The organism is Promicromonospora sp. NPDC057138 (genome assembly GCF_042670845.1).
Taxonomy (GTDB): domain Bacteria; phylum Actinomycetota; class Actinomycetes; order Actinomycetales; family Cellulomonadaceae; genus Promicromonospora.
In genome coordinates this window covers 1-20,791 of record NZ_JBHUUX010000022.1, presented here as the reverse complement: position 1 = coordinate 20,791, position 20,791 = coordinate 1, and the positions used below count along the sequence as shown (strand labels likewise).

15 protein-coding genes are annotated in these 20,791 nt (G+C 72.0%); 6 read left to right on the top strand and 9 right to left on the bottom strand.

The features are described from left to right. Positions 1-18: 18 nt before the first annotated feature. The 3 genes from ACFT2C_RS14155 to fdxA form a co-directional block, all read right to left on the bottom strand. Positions 19-1,326: a citrate synthase gene (locus tag ACFT2C_RS14155; protein WP_377207692.1), complete on the bottom strand. Its 1,308-nt coding sequence runs from the start codon at positions 1,324-1,326 to the stop codon at positions 19-21. Between the two features lie 115 nt (positions 1,327-1,441). Continuing rightward, positions 1,442-2,572, bottom strand: a complete 1,131-nt coding sequence (gene dapC / locus ACFT2C_RS14150; protein WP_377207691.1) for a succinyldiaminopimelate transaminase — start codon at positions 2,570-2,572, stop codon at positions 1,442-1,444. Between the two features lie 12 nt (positions 2,573-2,584). Continuing rightward, entirely contained in the window at positions 2,585-2,902 is a 318-nt protein-coding gene (fdxA, locus tag ACFT2C_RS14145) for a ferredoxin (protein ID WP_108495780.1), read from the bottom strand. Positions 2,903-3,039: 137 nt separating this feature from the next. Here fdxA and ACFT2C_RS14140 point away from each other — a divergent pair, with 137 nt between their 5' ends. Continuing rightward, complete coding sequence (locus ACFT2C_RS14140) at positions 3,040-3,342, top strand: DUF6725 family protein (protein WP_377207690.1); 303 nt, start codon at positions 3,040-3,042, stop codon at positions 3,340-3,342. Here the strand turns inward: ACFT2C_RS14140 and ACFT2C_RS14135 are convergent. After that, on the bottom strand, positions 3,317-3,514 hold the full coding sequence (locus tag ACFT2C_RS14135; protein ID WP_377207689.1) for a ferredoxin: 198 nt from the start codon (positions 3,512-3,514) through the stop codon (positions 3,317-3,319). The genes ACFT2C_RS14140 and ACFT2C_RS14135 overlap by 26 nt on opposite strands. Positions 3,515-3,626: 112 nt before the next feature. Beyond that, positions 3,627-6,203 carry an alpha-glucan family phosphorylase gene (gene glgP / locus ACFT2C_RS14130; RefSeq protein ID WP_377207688.1) on the bottom strand — a complete coding sequence of 859 codons (2,577 nt, stop codon included), beginning with the start codon at positions 6,201-6,203 and terminating at the stop codon, positions 3,627-3,629. A gap of 147 nt (positions 6,204-6,350) precedes the next feature. Here glgP and ACFT2C_RS14125 point away from each other — a divergent pair, with 147 nt between their 5' ends. From ACFT2C_RS14125 to glgB, 4 genes are all read left to right on the top strand, one after another. After that, positions 6,351-8,471, top strand: a complete 2,121-nt coding sequence (locus ACFT2C_RS14125; RefSeq protein WP_377207687.1) for an alpha-1,4-glucan--maltose-1-phosphate maltosyltransferase — start codon at positions 6,351-6,353, stop codon at positions 8,469-8,471. Between the two features lie 86 nt (positions 8,472-8,557). Then, positions 8,558-10,384, top strand: coding sequence for a maltose alpha-D-glucosyltransferase (gene treS, locus ACFT2C_RS14120; protein WP_377207727.1), 1,827 nt, complete (start codon positions 8,558-8,560; stop codon positions 10,382-10,384). Further along, positions 10,381-11,877 (top strand): aminoglycoside phosphotransferase, encoded by a 1,497-nt coding sequence (locus ACFT2C_RS14115; protein ID WP_377207686.1) that lies wholly within the window; start codon positions 10,381-10,383, stop codon positions 11,875-11,877. The genes treS and ACFT2C_RS14115 overlap by 4 nt, the downstream gene beginning before the upstream one ends. 56 nt (positions 11,878-11,933) lie before the next feature. Further along, positions 11,934-14,204: a 1,4-alpha-glucan branching protein GlgB gene (gene glgB, locus ACFT2C_RS14110; RefSeq protein ID WP_377207685.1), complete on the top strand. Its 2,271-nt coding sequence runs from the start codon at positions 11,934-11,936 to the stop codon at positions 14,202-14,204. A 61-nt stretch (positions 14,205-14,265) separates the two neighbouring features. On the opposite strand, the gene ACFT2C_RS14105 is transcribed toward glgB, so the two are convergent. The 4 genes from ACFT2C_RS14105 to ACFT2C_RS14090 all read right to left on the bottom strand — a co-directional run bounded on the left by ACFT2C_RS14105 (position 14,266) and on the right by ACFT2C_RS14090 (position 18,810). Then, positions 14,266-15,228 (bottom strand): tetratricopeptide repeat protein, encoded by a 963-nt coding sequence (locus tag ACFT2C_RS14105; RefSeq protein ID WP_377207684.1) that lies wholly within the window; start codon positions 15,226-15,228, stop codon positions 14,266-14,268. Between the two features lie 80 nt (positions 15,229-15,308). Beyond that, positions 15,309-16,334, bottom strand: a complete 1,026-nt coding sequence (locus tag ACFT2C_RS14100) for a hypothetical protein (RefSeq protein WP_377207683.1) — start codon at positions 16,332-16,334, stop codon at positions 15,309-15,311. 65 nt (positions 16,335-16,399) lie between these two features. Beyond that, complete coding sequence (locus ACFT2C_RS14095) at positions 16,400-17,419, bottom strand: hypothetical protein (RefSeq protein WP_377207682.1); 1,020 nt, start codon at positions 17,417-17,419, stop codon at positions 16,400-16,402. A gap of 8 nt (positions 17,420-17,427) precedes the next feature. Then, positions 17,428-18,810 (bottom strand): hypothetical protein, encoded by a 1,383-nt coding sequence (locus ACFT2C_RS14090; protein ID WP_377207681.1) that lies wholly within the window; start codon positions 18,808-18,810, stop codon positions 17,428-17,430. A 350-nt stretch (positions 18,811-19,160) separates the two neighbouring features. Between ACFT2C_RS14090 and ACFT2C_RS14085 the strand changes: the two genes are divergently transcribed. Then, a complete protein-coding gene (locus ACFT2C_RS14085) occupies positions 19,161-20,723 on the top strand; it encodes a DivIVA domain-containing protein (RefSeq protein WP_377207680.1) in 1,563 nt (520 codons plus the stop codon). Positions 20,724-20,791 lie beyond the last annotated feature (68 nt).

Here is a 20,791-nt window from a genome sequence, read left to right as displayed (position 1 = left end):
CCGCCCCCTCGCCCCCGGTCAGCGCATCGACGCCGGGATGTACGGGCGCTCCGTGGCGCCCGTGTAGACCTGGCGCGGGCGGCCGATCTTGGTCTGCGGGTCCTTGATCATCTCGCGCCACTGGGCGATCCAGCCGGGCATGCGGCCCAGCGCGAACAGCGGCGTGAACATCTCCGGCTCGAAGCCCATGGCCTTGTAGATGAGGCCCGTGTAGAAGTCGACGTTCGGGTAGAGCTTGCGCTCCACGAAGTAGTCGTCCGAGAGGGCGATCTCCTCCAGGCCGCGCGCGATGTCGAGCAGCTCGTCCTTGGCGCCGAGCTTGTCGAGCACCTCGTCGGCCGACTTCTTCACGATCGCGGCGCGCGGGTCGTAGGACTTGTAGACCCGGTGGCCGAAGCCCATCAGGCGTACGCCGTCCTGCTTGTTCTTGACCTTTTCCATAAAGGTGTCGACGGTCTCGCCGCCCGAGCGGATCTTCTCGAGCATCGTCAGCACCGCCTCGTTGGCGCCGCCGTGCGCGGGCCCGGACAGCGCGTTCACGCCCGCCGCTACCGATGCGTACAGGGTCGCGTTGGACGAGCCGACGACGCGCACCGTGGACGTCGAGCAGTTCTGCTCGTGGTCCGCGTGCAGCACGAGCAGCTTCTCCAGGGCGTCGACGACCGTCGGGTCCGCCTCGTACGCCTCGTACGGCGTCGCGAACGTCATCCGCAGGAAGTCCTCGACATAGCCCCGCGAGTAGTCCGGGTACAGCAGCGGCTCGCCGACGCGGCGGCGATGCAGGTAGGACGTGATGGTGCGCGTCTTGGCGAGCAGGAGCACGGTGGCCAGGTCGACCTGCTCGTCGTCGGCCGGGTCGAGCGACTCCGGGTAGAACGTGGACAGGGCGTTCACCGCGGATGCCAGCACGGCCATCGGGTGCGCGTTCCGGGGGAAGGTGCCCATGAACGTGCGGAAGTCCTCGTGCACGAGGGTGTGGCGGTTGACCCGCTCGGTAAAGGAGTCCAGCTCCGACGGGCTCGGCAGCTCACCGTAGATGAGCAGGTACGCGACCTCGAGGAAGCCCGAGCCCGCGGCGAGCTGGTCGATCGGGTACCCGCGGTAGCGCAGGATGCCGGCGTCGCCGTCGATGTACGTGATCGCCGACTCGCACGAAGCCGTGTTCATGAAGCCCGGATCAACCGTGACCAGGCCCGTGTCCTTGAGCAGTGACGACACCACAATGCCGTCGTTGCCCTCGCTCGCGGCGACGACAGGCAGGGTGTGAGTGGTTCCGTTGACGGCGAGCTCGACGCGGCTCGAGCCGTCCACCGGTGTGGAGGTCATGTCTTCCTTCCTGAATGGCGCACGAGGGACGCTGCTGTGTGAAGAAAGCTGACGGGCAGCGTCGACCTGGGGCACGACAATATCGCGCCTTGCTCTCGTTTTTCCAATCCTTCGGTCAAGCCTCTGTGAGACGTGACACAGCATCGGCAATCTGTGCGTCAGTGGAGGTCAGTGCCACGCGCGTATGCCTGTCATCGCCGTACAAATGACCGGGCGCGGTAAGAATGCCGCGGCCCGCGAACCATTCTGCTATTCGCAGACCGGAACGGCCGTCCGGAGCGGCGGTCCAGAGGTACAGGCCGGCTCCCGACTCGTCCACGACGAACCCTGCCTCGGCGATCGCGGCGGAGAGCGCCCGGCGTCGCGCGCCGTAGACCTCCCGCTGGGCGGCGACGTGCTCGTCGTCGGACAGCGCCGCCGTCATCGCCGCCTGGACCGGCGCGGGCACGATGAGGCCCAGGTGCTTGCGGGTCTGGGTGAGGTCGGCGATCAGCGCGGGGTCGCCCGCCAGGAAGGCCGCCCGGTAGCCCGCGATGCTGGACTGCTTCGACAGGGAGTAGGCCGCGAGCACGCCCTCGTGCGAACCGCCGCACACGCGCGGGTCGAGGACCGACGGGACGCCGCCCCGGCCCGTCTCCGGATCGCGGGGGTAGTCCCACCCCAGCTCGGCATAGCACTCGTCCGAGACGACGACGGCGCCGATGGCGCGCGCCGCCGTCACCACCTCGTGCAGGGCCGCGACGTCCAGCACCCGGCCGGTGGGGTTGCCCGGGCTGTTCACCCAGACCATCCTGACGTCGTCGCGGCCGGCCCAGTCGGCGACGTCGTCCGTCGCGAGCGGCGTGGCACCCGCCGCGCGGATCCCCGCCACATAGGTGGGGTAGGCGACGGCGGGGTGCACCACCACGTCGCCCGGGCCGAGGTGCAGCAGCGACGGCAGCAGTCCGACGAGCTCCTTGGAGCCGATGGTCGGCAGCACCGCGGCGGGGTCGAGGCCGGGCACGCCACGACGCCGGCCGAACCAGTCCGCGACGGCCTGGCGCAGCGCGGGCGTGCCCGCCGTCATCGGGTAGCCGGGCGCGTTCGACGCCGCCTCGAGCGCGCGCCGCACGACCTCGGGCGTCGGGTCCACTGGCGTGCCCATGGAGAGGTCGATCAGGCCGCCGGGGTGGGCCTTCGCCGTCGCCGTGATCTCGGCGATCGAGTCCCACGGGTAAGGCAGGTCCGACAAATCGTGCAGACCCATGCTGGCGGGCCGTCAGGCCTGGGGCGGGAGCGCCGCGATCATCGGGTCGTCCTTCTCGATGACGCCCATCTTCGCGGCACCGCCGGGCGAGCCCAGGTCGTCGAAGAACTCGACGTTCGCGCGGTAGTAGTCCTTCCACTCCTCGGGGACGTCGTCCTCGTAGTAGATGGCCTCCACCGGGCAGACCGGCTCGCAGGCGCCGCAGTCGACGCACTCGTCCGGGTGGATGTACAGGGAGCGGCTGCCCTCGTAGATACAGTCCACGGGACACTCCTCGATGCACGCCCGGTCCTTGACGTCGACGCACGGCTGAGCGATCACGTAGGTCACTTCGAGGGTGTCCTTCCACTTCCGGACTGAGGATCATGCAGACGCAGACCGCGGGACGGGCCCTGCGGCGCGATCCTAGTATCTCCCGGGAGACCCGCAGATCCCCACCGGTCTCACGCAGCGGAAGGAGGACCGACGTGACATTCGCTACACCGCCCGCCCCGGCCGGCGGCTGGCGCGCCCTCCAGCCCGGCACGCGGGTAGTGGTCCGGCGCCGGCTGGCGCCGTCCGGCCCCCTGGTGTCCGACGGCGGCACGGCCCACCGCTGGACGGACCTGATCGGTTTCGTCGTGGATGTGTCCGACGCCGGCCTGCGGCTGCGCACCGACCCGGCCCCCGGACGCGGGGAGCCCCAGGAGGTCGATGTGGCGGCCGCCGAGATAGAGACCGCCAAGCCTGTACCCCCGCGGCCGGTCAGGCGTTCTGGTCCACCCAGATGACGCCCGTCGGGCACATGCTCATCGCCTCCTGCACCGCGAAGTCGAGCTCGGCGGGCGGGCGCTCGTCGAGCAGGATGACCCGGTCGTCGTCGTCCTGCCCGAACACGTCGGGGGCGAGCAGGGCGCACTGGCCGGCGCCGCAGCAGGCGTCGCGGTCCACGTTGATCTTCATGGGGCCACTCTCCCCACCCGAGACCCGGTTCACCTAATCCAGTGCGCCGCAACTCAGCGATCTGGCCCAGAACTCACGCGAGTTCTGGGCCAGATCACTGGGCTGGTGCGGGTCAGGCGTTGGCGACCAGGCCCAGCTCCGCGACGCTCGTCAGGTGCCGGTGCTTCGGCACGATCCGGACCGTGTAGCCGAACGGGCCCGACCTGTCCAGGTCGACCTCGCCGGCGAACGCGTGCCGCCCCGCCTCGTACGACTCGACCAGGGCGAGCGACTCGGCCGAGAACTCGTCGATGACGTCGGCCTCCGTGACCCGGCCGTGCAGGACCTGCACGTCGACGTCGTCGGGCGACAGGGGGCCGAGCGAGACGTAGGCGCGGACCGTGAGCCGGTCGCCGACCTGCACCGCCTCAGCGATGCCGGCGGACTCCACGTGGTCCACGCGCACCTGGGGCCACGAGCCCCGCACGTGGGCCTTCCAGCCCGCCAGGTCCTGCGCCGCGGCGAAGCCGTCGGCGGCGAGCAGCCGGCCGGCCTCGGCCGCCGGGGCGTACAGCCCGTGCACGTACTCGGAGACCATGCGCGTGGCCTGGACCTTCGGGCCGAGCGTGGCGAGCGTGTGCCGCACCATCTCGAGCCAGCGGCCCGGCACGCCGTCGGTCAGGTCGTAGAACGCGGGCACCACCTGGGACTCGACCAGGTCGTACAGCGCGGCGGCCTCCAGGTCGTCCCGGCGGTCGGCGTCCACCACGCCGTCGGCCGTGGGGATGCCCCAGCCGTTCTCGCCGTCGTACCACTCGGCCCACCAGCCGTCCTCGATCGAGAGGTTCAGGCCGCCGTTGAGCGCGGACTTCATGCCCGACGTGCCGGAGGCCTCCAGCGGCCGCAGCGGGTTGTTCAGCCACACGTCGCAGCCCGGGTACAGCGACTGCGCCATGCCGATGTCGTAGTTCGGCAGGAACACGATGCGGTGCCGCACCGCGGGGTCGTCGGCGAACCGGACGAGCTGCTGGATGAGCCGCTTGCCAGAGTCGTCGGCGGGGTGCGACTTGCCCGCCACGACGAGCTGCACAGGCCGCTCGGGGTGCAGCAGGAGCGCCTTGAGCCGGTTCTGGTCGCGCAGCATGAGCGTGAGCCGCTTGTACGTGGGCACCCGGCGGGCGAAGCCGATCGTGAGCACGTCTGGCGACAGGATGTCGTCGACCCAGCCGAGCTCGGCCGGGGACGCCCCGCGCTCGCGCCACGACGCATAGACGCGACGCCGGGCCTCGGTCACGAGCTCGCCGCGCATCTGGCCGCGCAGGGCCCACAGCTCGGGGTCGGACACCCGGCTCGGGTCGAGCCAGAGGGGCGCCGCCTCGGGGGCGGTGATCTGGTCGAGGCCCATACGCTCCTCCTCCACGGCCGCGAGCCGGGGCGCGACCCAGGTGGGCGAGTGCACGCCGTTGGTGACCGACGTGATCGGCACCTCGCGCGCGTCGAACCCGGGCCACAGGCCCTCGAACATCTCCCGCGAGACCTGGCCGTGCAGCAGGGAGACCCCGTTCGCCCGGCCGCCGAGCCGGAGCCCCATCACGGCCATGTTGAACACGGTGGGGTCGCCGCCGTCGTAGTCCTCGGAGCCGAGGGCCAGCACGCTCTCCAGCGGCACGCCCTCCATCGCGTTGTCGCCGCCGAAGTACGCGGTGACCAGGTGCTTCGGGAACCGGTCGATGCCGGCGGGCACGGGCGTGTGGGTGGTGAACACCGTGGCGGCGCGCACCGCCTCGTGCGCCTCGGCGACGCTCAGCCCCGAACCGACGAGCTCGCGGATGCGCTCCACCCCGAGGAAGCCCGCGTGGCCCTCGTTGGTGTGGTAGACCTCCGGCTGCGGCGCGCCGGTGAGCCGCGACCAGGCGCGCAGCGCGCGCACGCCGCCCACGCCGAGCAGCAGCTCCTGCTGCAGCCGGTGCTCGCCGCCGCCGCCGTAGAGGCGGTCGGTCACCTTGCGGGCGGCGTCGTCGTTCTCCGGCACGTTCGAGTCGAGCAGCAGCAGCGGCACCCGGCCGACGGCGGCGACCCAGACGTGCGCGTGCAGCGTGCGCCCGCCGGGCAGGGCGAGCGAGACGACGGCGGGCGTGCCGTCCTCCTCCCGCAGGACGGCGAGCGGCAGGCCGTCCGGGTCGAGCAGCGGGTACGTCTCCACCTGCCAGGCGTCGCGGGTCAGCGACTGCCGGAAGTAGCCGGCGCCGTACAGCAGGCCGACGCCCACGATCGGCACGCCCATGTCGGACGCGCTCTTCAGGTGGTCGCCCGCCAGGATGCCGAGGCCGCCCGAATACTGCGGCAGCACCGAGGTGATGCCGAACTCCGGCGAGAAGTAGGCGATGGCGCGCGGCAGCTCGCCGCCTGCCGCCTGCCCCTGGTACCACCGGGCGTCGCGCAGGTAGTGCTGCAGGTCCTCCGACGCCGCGCGCACCCGGCCCGTGAACGCCTCGTCGGCCGCGAGCGCATCGAGCCGCTCGGACCCGAGCGCGGCGAGCAGCGCGACGGGGTCGCCCCGGACGTCCGACCAGAGCTCGGGGTCGATGCTCGCGAACAGCTCGCGTGTGGGCGCGTGCCAGGACCAGCGAAGGTTCTGGGCCAGCTCGTCGAGCGCCGCGAGCTGCTCGGGGAGGACCGTGCGGACGGTAAATCTGCGGATCGCTCTCACTGGAGGAAGACTACGCACATGTCCGGGCGAGCACACATCGCCTGGTGCGGCCCTATGTGCCACCTCCGCAGAGCCCCTCCACCGACACTTTTCAAACACGGCGCGCCCGTATCGCATCTCGACCGCCCAGGTCGATAGCGTGTTCCAGTGAGCTCGTACACCACGTCCGGCCGGATCGGCCGCATCCCCGTCCTTGAGGTCGCCCCTGTCGTCGAGGGCGGCCGATGGCCGGCGAAGGCGGCAGTAGGTGAGGTGGTCCCGGTCGAGGCCACGGTCTTCCGCGAGGGGCACGACGCCGTCTCCGCCACCGCCGTCCTCGTGGCCCCGGACGGCTCGGACCATTCGTGGGCCCCGATGGTCGACATCGCCCCTGGCCTGGACCATTTCCGCGGGTTCCTGCAGCCCGACGCCGAGGGCGACTGGTCCTTCCGCGTCGAGGCGTGGTCGGACCCCTACGCCACCTGGGTGCACGACGCGGGGATCAAGATCGGCGCGGGCATCGACACCGAGCTCATGCTCGCGGAGGGCGTGCGCCTGTTCGAGAAGATCTGCCGCCTGGTGCCGGACGACGCGCTGGTCGCCCCGGGGCGGACCACCCGTGCCGCGCGCGCCCTGAGCGCGGCGCGGCGCGCCCTGGCCGACGACACCCGCCCGGCGCCGGCCCGGTTCGCGGCGGCGACGTCCCCCGAGGTCACCGAGGCGCTGCGCCGCGCGCCGCTGCGCGAGCTGGTCTCGGCGTCGGACGCCTACCCGCTGCGGGTGTCGCGCCGGCTCGCGCTGGCGGGCTCCTGGTACGAGATGTTCCCCCGCTCTGAGGGGGCGTACCAGAAGAAGAACAAGAAGAAGAGAAGCGGCACGTGGGTGTCGGGCACGTTCGCGACGGCTGCGAAGCGGCTGCCGGCCATCGCGGCGATGGGGTTCGACGTCGTCTACCTCACCCCGGTGCACCCGATCGGCACCACGTTCCGCAAGGGCCGCAACAACACGCTCGCCGCCGAGCCGGGCGACCCCGGCTCCCCGTACGCGATCGGCTCGCCCGACGGCGGGCTGGAGGCGATCCACCACGACCTCGGCACGGAGCAGGACTTCCGGGACTTCGTCGCGGCGGCGCAGACCGAAGGGCTGGAGGTCGCGCTCGACATCGCGCTCAACTGCTCCCCCGACCACCCGTGGGTCACGGAGCACCCCGAATGGTTCACCACGCGCGCCGACGGGTCAATCGCCTATGCCGAGAACCCGCCCAAGAAGTACCAGGACATCTACCCGCTGAACTTCGACAACGACCCCGACGGGCTGGGGCGCGAGATCCTGCGCATCCTGCGCCTGTGGATCGACCGGGGCGTCACGCTGTTCCGGGTCGACAACCCGCACACCAAGCCGCTGAACTTCTGGGAGTGGGCCCTGGCGGAGGTGCACGCGACGAACCCCGAGGTCATCTTCCTGTCGGAGGCGTTCACCAAGCCGGCGATGATGCAGACGCTGGCCAAGATCGGCTTCCACCAGTCGTACACCTACTTCACCTGGCGCAACACCAAGGAGGAGGTCGCGGAGTACCTCGCCGAGGTGAGCGGGCCGCAGGGCTCGGTGCTGCGCCCGTCCTTCTGGCCCACCACCCACGACATCCTGCCGCCCTACCTGATCGACGGCGGCACCGCGGCCTTCGCCGTCCGGGCGGTGCTCGCCGCCACCGGCTCGCCGACGTGGGGCATCTACTCGGGCTACGAGCTCGTGGAGAACACGCCGCGGCCCGGCGTCGAGGAGCAGATCGACAACGAGAAGTACGAGTACCGGCCCCGGGACTGGGCCCGCGCGGACGAGTACGGGATCGCGCTGCTGCTGGGCAAGCTCAACGAGGTGCGCCGCGCGCACCCCGCGCTGCAGCAGCTGCGCAACCTGACGGTCCACCCCACGACGAACGGGCAGGTGGTCGCGTACTCGCGCCGGATCGGCGTCGATCACCTTTCGCGCGCGACAGCGGCGCCCCCGGGCCGCACCATGAGAACTGGGGGCAACGATCGTCGTTCCCCACGGCACGACGACGTGGTCGTGGTTGTGCTGAACCTGGACCCCCGGAACGTGCAGGAGTCTGTAGTGCACCTAGACCTATCGGCCCTCGGCCTCAGTGCTCCCGAGGGCGACGAGAACGCCCCGTTCTTCGTGGCACACGACCTGTTGTCCGGCGAGACCTACGGCTGGGGAGCGCATCCCTGGGTCCGGCTCGACCCGCGGGTCCGCGTGGCCCACGTCCTTCAGGTGGGTCCGGCATGACGACGTTCGGGCCGGGAGGCCCCGCCGTCGGGCCAACGGAGGGCTACCCCGCGCCGCCCGAGCGTTCCACGCCGGAGCGCCCCAGCATGCCCAACCCGCCGTCGGTTCCCGTGCCCGTCCAGGCGCTGCCGCCGCGGCGGCAGCCGCGCCTCGACGCCCGGCGCAAAGGCCTGTCGGACGACCCCGAGTGGTACAAGAAGGCGGTCTTCTACGAGGTCATGATCCGGTCGTTCTCCGACTCGGCCGACGGCGGCTCGGGCGACCTGCGCGGCCTCGTGGAGCGCCTCGACTACCTGGAGTGGCTGGGCATCGACTGCCTGTGGCTGCCGCCGTTCTTCCCGTCGCCGCTGCGCGACGGCGGGTACGACGTCGCCGACTTCACGGCGGTCTCGCCGCAGTTCGGCACCATGTCGGACTTCAGCGACCTGGTCGCCGCCGCGCACGAGCGCGGCATCCGCGTGGTGATCGACCTGGTCATGAACCACACCAGCGACGCCCACCCGTGGTTCCAGGCCTCGCGCGCCGACCCGGACGGCCCGTACGGCGACTTCTACGTGTGGAGCGACGACCCCACCCGCTACGAGGGTGCGCGCATCATCTTCGTGGACACGGAGACGTCGAACTGGACCTTCGACCCGGTCCGGCGGCAGTACTTCTGGCACCGGTTCTTCAACCACCAGCCGGACCTGAACTTCGAGAACCCGCGCGTGGCGGAGGCGATGCTCGACGTCGCGCGGTTCTGGCTGCAGCTCGGCGTGGACGGGTTCCGGCTCGACGCCGTGCCGTACCTGTTCGAGAACGAGGGCACCAACTGCGAGAACCTGCCCGAGACGCACGCCTTCCTGCGCCGCATACGGCGGATGGTGGACACGGAGTTCCCGGGCCGCATCCTGCTGGCCGAGGCCAACCAGTGGCCGGCGGACGTCGTGGAGTACTTCGGCACGGACGACGACCCCGAGTGCCACATGTGCTTCCACTTCCCCGTGATGCCGCGCATCTTCTACGCGATCCGCGACCAGCGGGCCCGCCAGCTCCTGGAGATCCTCGCGGACACCCCGGCCATCCCGGCGGGCGGGCAGTGGAGCACGTTCCTGCGCAACCACGACGAGCTCACCCTGGAGATGGTGTCCACCGAGGAGCGCGCCAGCATGTACGGCTGGTACGCCCCAGACCCTCGGATGCGCGCGAACGTGGGCATCCGACGGCGGCTCGCGCCGCTGCTCGACAACTCCCGCAAGGAGATCGAGCTGGCCAACGCGCTGCTCCTGTCGATGCCCGGCACGCCGTGCATCTACTACGGCGACGAGATCGGCATGGGCGACAACATCTGGCTGCCCGACCGCGACGCCGTGCGCACACCGATGCAGTGGACGCCGGACCGCAACGCCGGCTTCTCCACGGCCGACCCGGGCAAGCTGTACCTGCCCCTCATCCAGTCGCTGGTGCACCACTACCAGCACACCAACGTGGAGGCGCAGCTCGCGCAGCCCACCTCGATGCTGCACTGGATGCACAACATGCTGGCGTTCCGGAAGCTGCACCCCACGTTCGGGACGGGCGACTTCACGGCGCTCGACTGCAACGACGAGTCGGTCATCGCGTTCACCCGGTCCTCCGCGGACGAGACGCTGCTGGTGGCCGCGAACCTGTCCGCGACCGCGCGGTCGTCCACGATCAAGCTCCCCGGGTACGCCGGCTGGACGCTCACCGACGTGTTCGGCGGCGCCGGGTTCCCGAGCGTGGGCGACGACGGCGTCCTGACGATGACGTGGGGCGCGCGCGACTTCTACTGGCTGGTGCTGGCCCCGCCGGTGCGGGCGGCGGCGGCCGGCGCGGTCGGCGTCGTCGGCGTGGTCGGCTCGGCGACGGCGCCAGGGTCGACCGGGGCGCCAGGGCGGGTGAGAGAGGTGTGAGCCCGGCGCGACCCGTCCACGTCCTCCCCGGAGCCGCGCACCTCGCGCCCGAGGTGCTGCGGCTGCTGGACACGTGGCTGCCCGAGCAGCGCTGGTACCCGGTGCCACCCGGGGACGTGACGCACGAGCCGTGGCTCACGGTCACGTTCCCGGGCGTGGCCGACGTCGTCATCGCGCTGCTGCGGCTGGCCGGCCCGGGCCTCGCCGCGGGCGACGAGTCGCTGGTGATCCAGGTCCCGCTGGTCCTGACCCCCACGGCGGAGCCGACGGCCGACACCGTCGACACGGAGGCGGCGGGCCTGATCGGCACGGTGCGGACGGCGTCGGGCACCGTTACCGTGCACGACGGCGGGGTCCACCCCGCGGCCTGGCACGCCTATCTCGCTGCCGCCCTCCCGGGTACGGGCGAGCCGGAGAACGGCACCGAGCTGGCCGGGGCGCGGCGCATCTCGGGCGAGCAGTCGAACACCTCGGTGATGGTCCCCGCCCTGCCGCACGAGGCCGGGCGGGGCGGGATGCTCAAGATCCTGCGCACCGTCGCGCTGGGCCCGCACCCCGACGTCGTGATCCCGGAGGCCCTGACCCGGGCCGGCTGGGACGGCGTGCCGCGGTTCCTCGGCGCCGTCCAGCTGCCCGCACCCGTTGCTGTGCCGGTTGCGGTGCCGGGTGCCGTGCGCGGCGTCGTCCCGAGCGTCCCGGCCGAGCCGCTCGCCCACCTCGCCGTGCTCTCCGAGCTGGTCGGCGACGCCACGGACGGGTTCGAGCTGGCCTGCGCGTACGCGGCGCGCGACGAGGACTTCGGCGAGCGGGCGGCGGAGCTGGGCGCCGTCGTCGCGCACCTGCACGCGATGCTGCGCCAGGCGCTCGGCCCCGGGCCCGGGCTGGAGCCCGCCGGGTTCATGGGCGTGCTGCGGCGCCGGGCCGCCGAGGCGTTCGCCGACGTCCCGGAGCTCGCACCGCACCGCGCCGGCGTCGCCGCCCTGTTCGACGCCGTGAGCGCCCGGCTGTCCGCCGTCGCCGAGCGCAACGGCGGCCTCGTGCCGCTGCAGCCGATCCACGGCGACCTGCACCTTGGCCAGGCCCTGTACTCGCCCGGCGGCTGGAAGGTGCTCGACTTCGAGGGCGAGCCGCAGCGCCCCGTGTCCGAGCGCGTGGCCCCCGACCTGCCCCTGCGCGACGTCGCCGGGATGCTCCGGTCGCTCGACTACGCGGCCGCCGTCGGCCAGGCCACTGACCCGCACTGGGCCGGGCACGCCCAGGTCAGCTTTCTCGAGGGCTACCGGCAGGCCAGCGGCGAGGCGCACGAGGGCACCGTGCGGGCGGTGCCGGGCGCCGCGGCGTCGGGCAGCGAGCTCGACGTGGCCACCGCCGAGCTGCTGCTGCGCGCCCTGACCGTGGACAAGGCGCTGTACGAGGTGGTGTACGAGTTCCGGCACCGGCCCGCGTGGATGCACATCCCCCTGGCCGCCGTGGAGCGCGTGCTCAGCTCGTGACCCGGTCACGGCGTGACGTGTCGCACACGACGCACCCGGCGTGGAAAGGTAACCCCATGGCAGACCTGCCCGACGTCGACCTCGAGGTCCTGACCGCTATAGCGTCCGGATCCCACCACGACCCGCACCACGTGCTCGGCCCGCACCCGCTCGACGGGCCATGGGCTGTCGTGCGCACGCTGCGCCCGCTCGCCGACGAGGTGGTGGTGACCACCTCGGACGGGGAGGTGGCGGCCACCCACCAGGGCGCGGGGGTCTGGGCCGCCGTCGTGTCCGCCACCGAGGACCCGGACGGGTCCCGGCACGCCCCCGACTACCGCATCCGCACCCGTTCGGGCACGGACACCTGGACCGCCGACGACCCGTACCGGTTCCTGCCCACGCTCGGCGAGGTGGACCTGCACCTGATCGGCGAGGGCCGGCACGAGCAGCTCTGGCAGGTGCTCGGCGCCAACCTGCACCGATACCCGAGCGCGGCCGGCGACATCGCGGGCGTCGCCTTCGCGGTGTGGGCGCCGAATGCCCGCGGCGTGCGGCTCGTCGGCGACCACAACGGCTGGGGCGGCACGCACCCCATGCGGTCGCTCGGCTCGACGGGCGTGTGGGAGCTGTTCGTCCCCGACGTCGGCCCGGGCCTGCGCTACAAGTTCGAGATCCTGGGGGCCGACGGCGTCTGGCGCACCAAGGCGGACCCCCTCGCCAAGGCGACGGAGGCGCCGCCCGCCACGGCGAGCGTCGTGACGGCCTCGGAGCACGAGTGGCACGACGACGCGTGGCTGTCGGCCCGGGCGGCCACCGACCCGCACTCCGCCCCGCTGAGCGTGTACGAGGTGCACCTGGGCTCGTGGCGCCCCGGCCTCGGCTACCGCGAGCTCGCGGAGCAGCTCACGGCGTACGTCACCGAGCAGGGCTTCACGCACGTCGAGCTGATGCCCGTCGCCGAGCACCCGTACGGCGGGTCGTGGGGCTACCAGGTCACCAGCTACTACGCGCCGACGGCGCGGTTCGGCTCGCCCGACGACTTCCGGTACCTCGTGGACGAGCTCCACCGGGCCGGGGTCGGCGTCATCCTCGACTGGGTGCCCGCGCACTTCCCGCGCGACGAGTTCGCCCTGGCCCGGTTCGACGGCTCGGCCCTCTACGAGCACCCGGACCCGCACCGTGGCGAGCAGCAGGACTGGGGCACGCTGGTCTTCGACTTCGGCCGTCGCGAGGTGCGCAACTTCCTCGTGGCGAACGCGACCTACTGGCTCGAGGAGTTCCACGTCGACGCGCTCCGCGTGGACGCCGTCGCCTCCATGCTCTACCTCGACTACTCCCGCAAGGACGGCGAGTGGACGCCCAACGTGCACGGCGGGCGCGAGAACCTGGAAGCCATCGAGTTCCTCCAGGAGGCGAACGCGACGGCCTACCGGCGCACGCCGGGCGTCATGATGATCGCTGAGGAGTCCACGGCGTTCCCCCAGGTCACGGGCACGACGTCGAGCGGAGGGCTCGGCTTCGGCCTGAAGTGGAACATGGGCTGGATGAACGACACCCTCCGCTACCTGGCCGAGGACCCGTACAACCGGCGGTACCACCACGGCGAGCTCACGTTCTCGCTCATCTACGCCTTCACCGAGCAGTTCGTGCTGCCGATCAGCCACGACGAGGTGGTGCACGGCAAGGGGTCGCTCCTGGGGAAGATGCCCGGCGACCGGTGGCAGCAGCTCGCGGGCGTCCGGTCCTTCCTCGCCTACCAGTGGACCCATCCCGGCAAGCAGCTGCTGTTCATGGGCTGCGAGTTCGCGCAGGACTCCGAGTGGTCCGAGTCCGGCGGCCTGCGCTGGGACCTGCTCGGCGACGGCGGACACGCGGGCGTGCAGCACCTGGTGCGGGACCTGAACGCGTTCTACCGCGCGACGCCCGCCCTGTGGGAGCTCGACTTCGACCCGGCGGGGTTCGAGTGGCTCGACTCGAACGACGCCAACCACAACGTGCTGGCCTACGTGCGCCGCTCGCGCTCCGGGGACCCGGTGGTGGTCGTGGTGAACTTCGCGGGGATCCCGCACGAGGGCTACCGCCTGCCGCTGCCGGCGCTCCCGGTGCTGGAGCGGTCGGCAGCGGTCGAGCCCGTGTCGCCCAGCGAGACCTCGACTACCGACGCCGCAAGCCACGTCTGGCTCGAGGTCCTCAACACCGACGCCATCGCCTACGGCGGCTCGGGCGTGGGCAACATGGGCCGCGTCCAGGCCGAACGAGTCCCGCACCACGGCCGCGAGTGGTCGGCGGTAGTCCGTATCCCCCCACTGGCCGCGATAGTCCTGACCCCGGACACCCACCGTTGAGTGCTGGCTATTTGCGCTGCTGACGATCGAAACAGCGCAAATAGCCAGCACTCAACGGGACTCAGTAAAGGTAGAGGGCCAGGCGCTTGCGGGCCTTGCTCACGCGGGGGTCCGTCGTGCCCGCGACCTCGAAGAGCTCCAGCAGCCGCACGCGGAGCTTCTCCTTGCCCTCGGCGTCGGCGTCGGGGAGCAGGTCGAGCAGGCGGGCGAAGGCGTCGTCCACCTTGCCGCCCAGCATGTCGATGTCGGCGACGGCGAGCGCCGCGTCGACGTCGGACGGCGCGTCGGCCGCGGCCTGGCGTGCCGCGGCGAGGTCGGCGTCGTGGGTGCGCTGCATGAGGTGCACCTGCGCGAGGCCGGCGGTCGCGTCGGCGTCCTTCGGGTCCTGGCGGAGGGCCTTCTCGTAGGCGGCGGCCGCGGCGTCGAGGTCGTCGCGCTCGATCGCGTCGTACGCCTCCTGGTGCAGCGGCGGCAGCGGCTGCTCCGGCTCGGCCTCCGGCTCGTCGGTCGCGGGCGCCGCACCGGGAGCCCGGCCCTTGACGCCGTTCTGGTCGGCGGCGGCCAGCACCTGGTCCAGCACCCCGCGGATCTGCTGCTCGTCGGCGCCGCCCTGGAACAGCGGCAGGGGCTGGCCCTGCAGCACCGCGACGACCGTCGGCACGCCCTGCACCTGGAACGCCGCGGCGACCTGCGGCGACGCCTGCGCGTCGACGCGGCCCAGCAGGAACCGGCCGCCGTACTCCTGCGCGAGACGGCCCAGCGTGACGCCGAGCTCGGCATTCGCCTGGTCGGTAGGGATCCAGAGCAGGATCACCACCGGGTAGGTGGACGAGTCGCGGATCAGCTGTTCGAAGTTCGCCTCGCTGACGTCCACCACGAAGCCACCGGCTTCGGGTGCGCCACCGGGTTCCCCAGGCGGCGGCGCCTGGGGACGGTTGAGGGCGGACAGGTCGACGGCGCCGCGCACCGCGAACTCGGGCTGTGCGCTCCGGGCGGAACCGGGCGGAGGGGTGGCACTGCTCATGGGGCAATCCTAATGACCCGCGAGCTGCGCACCCGTCGACTCCGCTCTCGGCGATCACGTCGTCGTGCTGGCAGCGCCGGTCAGCCGTTCGACACGGCGTAGGGCACCCGGTGGAAGCCCAACAGGCTGATCTGATCCTCGGAGCCGGCGGGCGGCACGTACAACGCCACCATGTCACGGTAGGCGACCTTCATGACGTCGGTCCCTTCGGCGTCACCCCAGAGCGCCTTGGCCGACGGCGCGAGCGGCGTGAGCCGCCATCCCTCCTCGGCCTCGAGCGTCTCCTGGCTCAGCAGCGCCGCGAGCACCACTGCGCCGCCGTCCGCCGTCCGTACCGCCTTGACGGGATCCTTCGTCGGCTCGTACGCGACCTCGAAGCTGCCCTCGCCGTCCTCCTTCTCGATCGCGGCGATCTGGTTCTCGCCGCTCTCGCGCAGGTCCTGCCGTAGCTCGTCGTCGGCGACGCTGTCGGCGTACTTCGAGCGCTCGTCGACCGTCAGCACGGACGCATACTGCTCGACAGCGGCCTGGGGCGACACCTTGAGGCTCTTGTCGTCCGCCGCTACCGTCGCGCTGCCTAGCTCGGCCTCCGCGAACCGCGGCATGGTCACCCCCCGCAGCAGCTGGACGAAGCCCCACAGCTTGTACTGTTCCCGGGCGGTCGGCTGCTCGAACACCGTGAGCACCGGGACGCGCCCGTCCTCGGGCTGCATCGCGATGGCGTAGCTCGTGCGCGGCCAGCCCTGGTCGGACGGCAGGATCACCTGCTGCATCTGCATGGTCAGGTCGGTCAGCCCGTCGTCGTCGCCGCGGGCTGCGGCAGCCTTCAGCTCGGCCTGGCGCATCAAGAGCGCCGGCCCGGACAGCCGCGCAGCCAGCGAGTCCGCCTTGGTGGCGTCGTCCGCTGCTTCGACCACCCCCGACACCCGGTCCAGGATCTTGCGCTCCTGCGCTGCGCTGACGACGGCAGCGACCACCGGCGGCTCGGGCGCGGGAGTGGGCGGCTCGACCGTGCAGCCCGCGAGCAGGACGAACGCAGCGCCGCCCGCCGTCAGGCCGACGACCGCCCGCCGTCGGGCCGAGAGAAGAGCTCCGGGACGCGGCAAGGGTGGCCTCCGTGGGTTCACGGGGGCCACCCTAGCGGCGCCGAGTCAGTCGACCGGCGGCGAGGTCAGCCGTTCGAGACCGAGAACGGCACGTGCTCGTAGCCGACCAGGCTGACCTGGTCGTCCGAGTCCTTGGGCGGCACGTACATCGCCACCATGTCCTCGTAGTTGACCTCGACCACGTTGCTCACGTCGGCGTCGCCCCAGAGTGCCTGGGTCGTCTCCGTCGGCGGGCCGATCTCGCAGCCCTCCTCCTTCGCGGTGATGGTCTCCTTGCTGATCATCCCCGCGAGCACGAGAGCACCGCCGTCGGCCGTGCGCACTGCCTTCACCGGGTCCTTCGTGGGCTCGTACGCGACCTCGAAGGCACCGTCGCACTTCTCCTTGTTGATCGCGTCGACCTGGAGCTTGCCGTAGTCCCGGAAGAACTGGCGCAGGTCGTCGTCAGCGAAGTTGCCGGCGTACTTGGAGTCGTTGTCGACGGTGAGCACCGACGCGTACTGCTGGATGACGTCCTTGGGTGCCGCCTTGAGGCTCTTGTCGTCCTCCGACACCGCGGAGCTGCCCAGGTCGGCCTCCGCGAAGCGCGGCATGGTCACGCCCGGCAGCAGGCGGACCCAGCCCCACAGCTTGTACTGGTCACGCGCGGTGGACTGGTCGAAGGCCATGAGCACCGGTGTGGTCAGGTCCTTGGGCTGCACGGTGATCGCGAAGCTGGTGCGCGGCCAGCTCTGGTCGGACGGCAGGATCACCTGCTGCATCTGCATCGTCAGGTCGGTCAGCGGCTCCTTGTCGCCACGCGCGGCGGCGACGTCGAGCTGGGTCTCGCGGATCTTGAGCGCGGGTCCGGACAGCCGCGCGCCGAGCGCGTCGGCGTCGCTGGCCTTCTCGACCTTGTCGACGACGCCGGCCACCTTGTCCAGGATCTTGCGGTCCTGGGACTGTGTGACGACGGCGGCCGCGACGGGCGCCTCCGGCTTCGGCGTGGGCAGCTCCTCGGCACAGCCGGCGAGCAGCCCCGTGGCGAGCACCGTCGCCACCACTGCGGTGGCGCGCGTGCGGGCGGTGGCCCGTGTCCTGGTCATGGTCCGGTTCATCGCTTGTCTCCGTCCCCGGTGACTCCCCAGGTCTGGCGCCACGCGGCAGCTCGGCTGCTCGGCGTCTCCGGCTGCTCCGCCTCGGGCTCGGGTTCTGGTTCGGACGCGGGCACGGCGGGCATCGCGCCCGTCGCGGCCCGACGCTGCGCCTGGTCGCGCATGCGCATCTCGCGTCGTGTCATCGGCTGGCCCGACGCCGTCGAGGCGGCCGGGGCGGGCTGTGCGGGGGCGGACGCCGCGGACTGAGCCGGCGTCTGCTCGGGTGCGGCGCCGCCGAACGACGGCCGCTGGGCCGGAGCCTGGGCGGGGGCAGCGGGAGCCGCCCCCGGGGCCGGGGCACGGCGGCTGCGCCGGATCCCGCGGACCGACGCCGCGGGCGCGGCCGCCGGCTCGGGTGCGGGGGCCGGTTCGGGCGTCGGCGGCGGGGTGATCGGAGCCGCTCCGCCGAACGGCGCGGGCGGGCCCCAGGCCTGCGCGGGCCCGGGCTCGGGTGCCGGCTGCTCCGGCGCTCCCCGGCCCGGCCGCAGCGGGGCGGCCGGCGGGAAGACCGATGTGCCGCCGTCGGCCGGGTCGCCCAGCGCGGGCGGGAAGCCGGCGGCGGGCTCGTGTGCGGCCGGGCCCGACTGCTCGCCGTCGACCCCGAAGACCGCGTCGCGACGCGGCAGGTCGGCGTCCGGCCGGGGGGTACGGGCCGAGGACGGCGAACGGCCCTTGCTGCCGCCGCCCTTCTTGCCGCGGCGCGCGCCGATGGCCATGAAGATGCCGAGGATCAGCGCGAAGCCGCCGCCCAGCACGCCGGGCCACAGGTACGGGGTGTTGACCGGGCGCGGCCAGGTCAGCTCGAGGGTGGGCGCCTCGGCGTTCTTGCCGACGCCCGCGGCCAGCAGCACCACACGGCCGGGCTCCTCGGTCCAGCGCATCCGGACAGTGGTCTCACCGCTCACCTCGGAGATCCACATGTCGGACCCGGCGGGGTCGGGGCCGGTGCTCGGCTTCTTGGCCGGTGCATCGTCCGTCTCCTCGCCCTCGGTCTCCTCCGCGCTGGCCAGGCCCGTGCCGGGAGCGACGCTCAGCGTCTCCCAGGAGGACAGGCCGGTCACCGAGTCGTAGGGGTCGTCGCCGACCCAGCCGAGCACGTCGACGTCGGACCCGAGAGCGAGCGTGACCTTCTGTCCCTCTGGAACAGTGGCCCGGACGGTCACCTGGTCGTCTACCAGACCGAGCACTCCGGGCTCGGTCACGACCATGGTTCCGTCACCGCTGGGGGTCGCGGTCGCGACAACGGTGTCGGACTCGCGCAGGACGGTTGCCGTCGCGACCCCGTAGCCGATCCCGCCGAGTCCGGCAAGGATCAGGAGAGTCGCCAAAAAGCGTTGCACCACCGATTCCCTTCCAATTTTGGGCGCGTGCCCGTCGATCAGGTGGGTGCTCCAGCATAGGGACCGAACGCTGAGCACTGTCCAATGAAAGGTGTGCTTGTGCGGTTCGGCCGGGATCCTCACCCTTCCTTCACTGGGCCCTTCACGGGGCACCTGAACCGTCACCGCGGTCCGGGCCGCGTGAGCCAGCGGAGAGTATTCCATGCAATTCGTCCATTGCATCCGCTAGTGGGAGTATCCACAGCAGCACAACGCACGTATCCTGGGCGCCGGACGGGCGGTATAAGCCACGTCCCACGGGGGGAGCCTGACCCGCGCCTCACCAAGTTCCGACACTGGAGGTCTGCACCGTGTCCGACGAGCGCTCGCTCTTTCCGACTGCCATGCGCGGATACGACCGCGACCAGGTGCACGCGCACCTGGACCGGCTGAATCACGCCCTCGAAGAAGCCCGCCGCCAGGTCGAGGCCTCCGACAGCCGCGCCATGCAGCTCACTCAGGACCTCACCGACGCCAAGCGCAACCTGCGCGAGACCGAGAAGCCGTCGTACGCCGGCCTCGGCTCCCGCATCGAGCTGCTGCTGCGTTCCGCCGAGGACCAGTCGACCGACATCATCAACCAGGCCAACCAGCAGGCCGCGGACATCATGGCACGCGCGAAGCTGTCCGGCGGGCAGGTGCGCTCGCGCGCCGAGTCCGAGGTCGCCGAGATGCTCGCCAGCGCTCGCCGCGAGGCCGAGGAGATCCGCACCACTATGGCCGCCGAGGCCGAGGGCCACCTGCTGGCCGCGCAGCGCCGCGCCGAGGAGCTCGTGGGTTCGGCGGAGCGCGAGTCCGCGCAGATCGCCAGCGCGATCAACGCCGAGGAGAGCGAGCGCCGGGCCAGCCTGGAGCGCGAGCTCGGCACCCTGCGCTCGACCGTCGAGCGCGAGACCACAGAGCTTCGAGTCAACACGGAGCGCGAGGCCGCCCAGCTCCGCGCCAGGGTCAACACGGAGACCACCGAGCAGCGCGAGACCGCCGAGCGCGACTCGTCCGCGATGCTGGCCAGCGCCCGTGCCGAGTCCGAGCAGATCCTCTCCGAGGCACGCCGTCAGGCCGCCGAGGCCTCGAACGCCGTCACCAGCGAGATGGAGGACCTGCGCGAGCAGGCCCGCGCCGCGCTCGCCCAGGCGGACCTCGACGTCGTCACCCAGAAGGAGGCGGTGGAGCGGGAGCTCGCCGAGCGGCACGAGACGGCGAAGTCCGAGACCGCCAAGCTCGTCAGCACTGCCGAGGAGCACGCGGCGGAGGCCGAGAAGCGCGTGGCCGTGGCCCTCGAGCAGGCGGAGAAGATCCGCTCCGAGTCCGACATGTACGTCAAGGACCTCGTGGCCGACGCCCGCAAGTCCGCGGACCGGATCGTGGCCGAGGCCAGGGAGTTCGCGGAGCAGACCATCGACGACGCCCGCGCCGAGGCCGAGTCGAGCCGGTCGGCAGCGCAGCACCAGCTCGAGGACCTGACGCGTCAGCACGACTCGATCAACTCCTACCTCGACGAGCTGCGCGGCATGCTCGGTGGTCCGGCCACCCCGGGTGCCCCGGCCGCGCCGACGCCGACCCCGCCGGCCAAGCCGTCGAGCCTCGCGGGGGCGACGCCCGCGCAGCAGGCCCGCTTCGCCGTCGTCGGCGACGGCACCGAGGCCGAGCCCGAGATCGCCGAGTCGACCGACACCGGCTCGATGCCCGCCTCGATCCCGCCGAGCAACCCGACGCCCGTGCCCGTCGGCACCGCGACCGTCGTCATCCCGTCGGTCAAGGGCACCAAGGCGAGCACGAAGGCCGGCCAGAACGGCTCCGACTCGGCATCGTCTCCGTCGGAGAACGAGGACGCCGACGCGCCGGTAGCCGAGAAGGCCGGCGCCTCCAGCTGACCAGCTTCCGCGAAGTAGAGTTCCGCGAAGTAGAGCGCCTGTCCGGTTCTTCCTGGCAACACCAGGGA